Raw genomic sequence first — 4176 nt, 5'->3', positions numbered from 1 at the left:
GCCTCGGCGCCCGAATCGCGCGACGCGCTGAAACGCGGCGTCGCCGACGAGATCACCTTCCCCTGGGGGCTCGGTGTTCCTGTTCGGCATCGACAAGGTGGTCAAGTATCACATGGACGTTCCGCTCTACACCACGGTGTTCACCTACAACATCAATCTGAAGGCCTACAATGCGTTGTCGCCGACGCAGAAGAAGGTGATCGACGATCACTGCTCGCCGGAGTGGGCCTCAAAGGTCACCGACCCGTGGTCGGACTTCGAAGCCAACGGCCGCACCAAGATGAAGGCGCTGGAAGGCCACGAGGTCTACCCGCTGACGCCGGAACAGCTCGCGGAGTGGAAGAAGGAAACCAGGCCGCTGCACGACAGCTGGGCCGAGCAGGTCAAGAAGGCCGGCGGCGACCCGGACGCGATCGACGCCGAACTGCAGAAGGCGCTGAAGAAGTACGACGCGGGGTTGTAAGTCTCTCCACGAGTCATTCCGGGGCGCGCGAAGCGCGAACCCGGAATCTCTCTGCTCAACATCGAGATTCCGGGTTCGCTCGCTGCGCGAGCACCCCGGAATGACGTTTCCTTCTTGACTGAATCCGGACCAACGATCGAATCCCGATGTCCATTCCCGACGACCAGATCCGCGACCGTCTGCCCGGTGCACTGACCACGCGACGGTTCGCCAAGAGCGGGATGGACCGCTTCATCGACACCATCGAGTGGATCGCGGCGTTCTTCGTCGGCATCGTGGCGCTGAACACCTTCCTGGCGGTGTTCATGCGCAAGTTCTTCGCCGTGACGATTCCCGACTACTACAACATCGGGCAGTTCATGCTCGGCGTGCTGATCTTCTGGGGCATCGCCGCGACCTCCTATCGCGGCTCGCACATCACCGTCGATCTGGTGTGGGCGGCGGCGTCGCCGCGCTGGCAGCGCGTCATCGACATCTTCGCCACCCTGGTGCTGCTGTTCGTCGTCACGGTGCAGACCTACACGCTGTTCGACAAGGTGATCACCACAAAGGCCGACCACATCGTCACCATGGACCTGCAGATCCCGATCTGGCCGTTCTATCTGGTGTCGTGGATCGGCGACGTCTCGGCCGTGCTCTTGATCGCGATTAGAACCTTCCGGCTGATCTTCCATCCGGAGCAGATGCGCGAAGTGCGCATGAAGCCGGTGGAGTGAGCCTGCGATGCTGACCAATGAAACCGTGGCCGTCATCGGCTTCGTCGCGCTGTTCGCCTTGATGCTGCTGCGCGTGCCGGTCGGCATGGCGATGGGCCTCGTCGGCATTACCGGCTTCGGCTATCTCACCGGTTTCGAGCCGGCGCTGAAACTGGTCGGCCAGACCACGATGCGGACCGTCACCGACTACTCGTTCGGCGTCATCCCGATGTTCCTGCTGATGGGCGCCTTCGTGTCGGTGTCCGGCATCAGCCGCGAGCTGTTCCGCGCCGGCAACACCATCGTCGGCCACTGGAAAGGCGGCCTCGGCATCGCCACCATCGCGGCCTGCGGCGGCTTCGCGGCGATCTCCGGCTCCTCGGTGGCGACCGCCGCGACGTTCTCCGCCGTCGCCTATCCGGAGATGCGCCGCTTCGGCTATCCGCAGTCGTTCTCCACGGGCGTCATCGCGGTCGGCGGCACGCTGGGCGCCATGCTGCCGCCGTCGACCGTGCTGGCGGTGTACGGCATCATCACCCAGCAGGACATCGGCAAGCTGTTCATCGCCGGCATCGTGCCGGGCCTGCTCGCCATCGCGATGCACATCACCACCATCGCGATCATCGGCGCGGCGCGGCCGGGCTTTCTGCCGGCCGGCCCGAAAAGCAGCTGGGGCGAGCGGCTGGCGGCGCTACGCGACGTGTGGTCGCCGCTGCTGTTGTTCCTGTTCGTGATCGGCGGCCTCTACGGCGGCTTCTTCATCCCGACCGAGGCCGGCGCGGTCGGCGCCGTCGGTGCGTTCATCATCGGCATCCTGCGCGGCAAGCTGACCCGCGACGGCATCCTGCAGTCGCTGCTGCAGGCGACCCGCACCGCGGCCGCGGTGTTCACCGTGCTGATCGGCGCGCTGTGCTTCGGCTACTTCCTCACCATCACCCAGACGCCGCAATACGTCACCGAATTCCTCACCGGCCTCGGTATCGGCCCCTACGGCGTGCTGGCGCTGATCCTGCTAATGTACATCGTGCTCGGCTGCCTGATGGATGCGATGGCGATGGTGATCCTCACCGTGCCGATCGTGTTCCCGGTCATTACCGCGCTCGGCTTCGATCCGATCTGGTTCGGCATCATCATCGTCATGACCGTCGAACTCGGCCTGATCCATCCGCCGGTCGGCATGAACGTGTTCGTCATCAAGAGCGTGATCAAGGACGTCGATATGTCGACCATTTTTGTCGGCGTGCTGCCGTTCGTCATCACCGACATCATCCGCCTGATCATCCTCATCACCTTCCCAATCATCGCCACCTGGCTGCCGATGCGGATGATCGGGTAGAGGCAATTAACTCCGTCATGCCCGGCCTTGTGCCGGGCATCCACGTCTTGCAGCGCTGATGATCAGCAAAGACGTGGATGGCCGGGACGAGCCCGGCCATGACGACAACTGTGGACCTTGTCGATGACCACGCCGATCCTCGAAACCAAATACGTCTTCACCATCACGGCGCATATCGGCGAGGTGATCTCGGCCGGGGACACCGGGGCGGGCGTGCGCCGGGTGATTCCGGTGATCGGCGGCACGGTGAAAGGCGAGGGCGTCAGCGGCAAGGTGCTGGCATCGGGCGCCGATTTCCAGATCATCCGGCCGAGCGAGCTGATCGAACTCGAGGCCAAATACGCATTCGAGACCGACGACGGCGCGGTCGTCTATGTCGAGAATTTCGGCATCCGCTTCGGGCCGATCGAGCTGCTGCAGAAGCTCAAGCGCGGCGAGCCGGTCGATCCCAAGCTGATCTATTTCCGCACGAGGCCGCGGTTCGAGACCGGTCACCCCAAGTATCAGTGGCTGGTCCAGCACCTGTTCATCGGCTCCGCCGCCCGCCACGCCGACCGCGTCATCGTCGACGTCCATCAGGTGTTGTGAGTTTGTAGAGAGGCGGCCGTTCCTAACCTCTCCCCGCGCGCGGGGAGAGGTCGACGCGCATCGGCAGATGCGCGGCGGGTGAGGGGGCGCCTCCGCGCGGCCGAGGGTCAGCACCCGTGGCTGCCCCTCACCCCAACCCTCTCCCCGCAAGGGCGGGGCGAGGGAGCGCGCCGTGCCGCTCGCGAGGCCTTGCCCTGCCCGGGACCAGCCAAATCGGGCTTTCTCAACCGACCTTCGGTGCGCAATCCCGATTGACGCCGGCCCCTCCTGATCGTTATATTTCATAACTATTCTGCACAGGACCTAATAAGTGCTCACAGGAAACGCCTCTGCCGCGACGCTCGCGGATCCGTCCACGCTGGTCGTCGACACCGTTGGTTCGGTGCTGACCATCGGGCTCAATCGTCCGACCAAGCGCAACGCCCTCAACGACGGCCTGATGGCCGCGCTGAAGGATTGTTTCACAGACATTGCCGACGACATCCGCGCCGTGGTGATCCACGGCATCGGCGATCATTTCTCGGCCGGTCTCGACCTTTCCGAGCTGCGCGAGCGCGACGCCACCGAAGGGCTGGTGCATTCGCAGACCTGGCACCGGGTGTTCGACAAGATTCAGTATTGCCGGGTGCCGGTGATCGCGGCGCTGAAGGGCGCGGTGATCGGCGGCGGCCTCGAGCTGGCCTGCGCGGCGCATATCCGCGTCGCCGAGCCCACCGCTTACTACGCGCTGCCGGAAGGCAGCCGCGGCATCTTCGTCGGCGGCGGCGGCTCGGTACGATTGCCGCGACTGATCGGCGTGTCCCGGATGGCCGACATGATGCTGACCGGCCGCGTGTACTCCGCCGCCGAGGGCGTGATGCACGGCTTCTCGCAATACGTCACTGAAGACAACGGCGCCTACGACAAAGCGATCGTGCTCGCCAATCGCGTCGCGCAGAACGCGCCGCTGACCAATTTCGCCGTGCTGCAAGCGCTGCCGATGATCGCCGAAGCCAATCCGCAGACCGGCCTGCTGATGGAATCGTTGATGGCGACGGTGGCGCAGAGCGACCAGGAAGCCAAGTCGCGGATCCGCGCCTTCCTCGATCACAAGA

The 4176-nt window shown here is 64.5% G+C and carries 5 protein-coding genes; all 5 read left to right on the top strand.

Annotated features, from left to right (window positions below; all coding sequences use genetic code 11):
- Positions 1 to 73: 73 nt before the first annotated feature.
- The gene (locus I5M_RS29045) at positions 74 to 463 is read left to right on the top strand and encodes a hypothetical protein (RefSeq protein WP_244431916.1); all 390 of its coding nucleotides are present in this window, start codon (positions 74 to 76) and stop codon (positions 461 to 463) included.
- Between the two features lie 221 nt (positions 464 to 684).
- A complete protein-coding gene (locus tag I5M_RS02440; RefSeq protein WP_031335106.1) occupies positions 685 to 1179 on the top strand; it encodes a TRAP transporter small permease in 495 nt (164 codons plus the stop codon).
- Between the two features lie 7 nt (positions 1180 to 1186).
- Positions 1187 to 2494, top strand: coding sequence for a TRAP transporter large permease subunit (locus I5M_RS02435; RefSeq protein ID WP_022719943.1), 1308 nt, complete (start codon positions 1187 to 1189; stop codon positions 2492 to 2494).
- Between the two features lie 123 nt (positions 2495 to 2617).
- Positions 2618 to 3082 carry a DUF3237 domain-containing protein gene (locus tag I5M_RS02430; RefSeq protein ID WP_022719942.1) on the top strand — a complete coding sequence of 155 codons (465 nt, stop codon included), beginning with the start codon at positions 2618 to 2620 and terminating at the stop codon, positions 3080 to 3082.
- Positions 3083 to 3392: 310 nt separating this feature from the next.
- Positions 3393 to 4176 (top strand): crotonase/enoyl-CoA hydratase family protein (locus I5M_RS02425; protein ID WP_022719941.1); only part of this gene is annotated, 784 nt, incomplete at its 3' end.

The organism is Rhodopseudomonas sp. B29, from assembly GCF_000333455.1.
Lineage (GTDB): Bacteria > Pseudomonadota > Alphaproteobacteria > Rhizobiales > Xanthobacteraceae > Rhodopseudomonas.
The sequence above is the reverse complement of the archived record's forward strand: the minus strand, read 5'-3'. Positions and strand labels throughout refer to the sequence as shown.